1 protein-coding gene and 1 pseudogene are annotated in these 1,015 nt (G+C 73.8%); one reads left to right on the forward strand and one right to left on the reverse strand.

The genetic code is table 11. The features are described 5' to 3' along the window. The coding region (locus tag AC1D01_RS36270; protein ID WP_477874597.1) for a M61 metallopeptidase family protein at window positions 1-794 on the forward strand (794 nt) is incomplete at its 5' end. Here the strand turns inward: AC1D01_RS36270 and AC1D01_RS36275 are convergent. After that, window positions 795-1,015, reverse strand: a pseudogene (locus tag AC1D01_RS36275) (hypothetical protein); the annotation flags it as partial.

A 1,015-nucleotide genomic window follows, 5' to 3' on the forward strand; every position in this document is an offset into this window, starting at 1 on the left:
GCGCCGACCTGGCCGAGACCGCGGCCTGGCTCGACGCCCGCGCCGGCCGCGCCTGGCGCAGCCTGCAGGACACCACCAACGAGCCGCTGCTGTGGGCGACGCGCGGCCGCCGCGACTGGAGCTCGTGGCAGCGCAGCGCCGACTACTACGACGAGTCGCGGCTGATCTGGCTCGAGGCCGACATGCTGATCCGCGAGCGCTCGAACGGCAGGCGCTCGCTGGACGACTTCGCCCGCGCCTTCTTCGGTGCCGAGCCGAAGCGCGTGCAGCCGCTGACCTACACCTTCGACGACGTGGTGCGCGAGCTGACCCGCGTGCAGGCGTACGACTGGGCCGGCTTCCTGCGCCAGCGGCTGGACACGCACGACCGGCCGGCGCCGATGGCCGGCATCGCCGCATCGGGCTGGAAGCTCGGCTGGAGCGACAAGCCGAGCGAGCACTACAGCGCGAAGATGGGGGCGTACAAGGTCACCGACTTCAGCTACTCGCTCGGCTTCGACCTCGGCGAGGCCGCCAAGGTGCGCAACGTGAACTGGGGCAGCCCGGCCTTCGACGCCGGCATGGCACCCGGTGCGACGCTGCTGGCCGTGAACGGCCGGGCCTACACCGAAGACCTGCTGAAGGAGGCGGTGACCGCCGCGAAGAGCGGCGGGCCGATCGAGCTGCTGCTGAAGTCGGGCGACCTGTACCGCAGCGTGCGCATCGAGTGGCGCGGCGGGCTGCGCTACCCGACGCTGCAGCGCATCGACGGCACGCCGGACCGGCTGGCGGCGCTGTTCGCGCCGCTGCGCTGATCAGCCTGCCGGCGCGGCAGGCACCGCGCCGGCATCGCCCGCCAGGTCCGCCGCGACCGCCTGCAGGATCTCGGTCGACAAGGCCTCGTCGTCGACCGCGCGCGCCAGCACCTGCGCGCCGATCATCGCGGCATACGCGACGATCGCGCGCTCGCGGCGCCGCGCCTTGCGCCCGCCGACCAGCGCGCCGATGAAGTCGACCGCGCCGCGCACCCCCGCGG

The organism is Rhizobacter sp. P3_B12 (assembly GCF_056402895.1).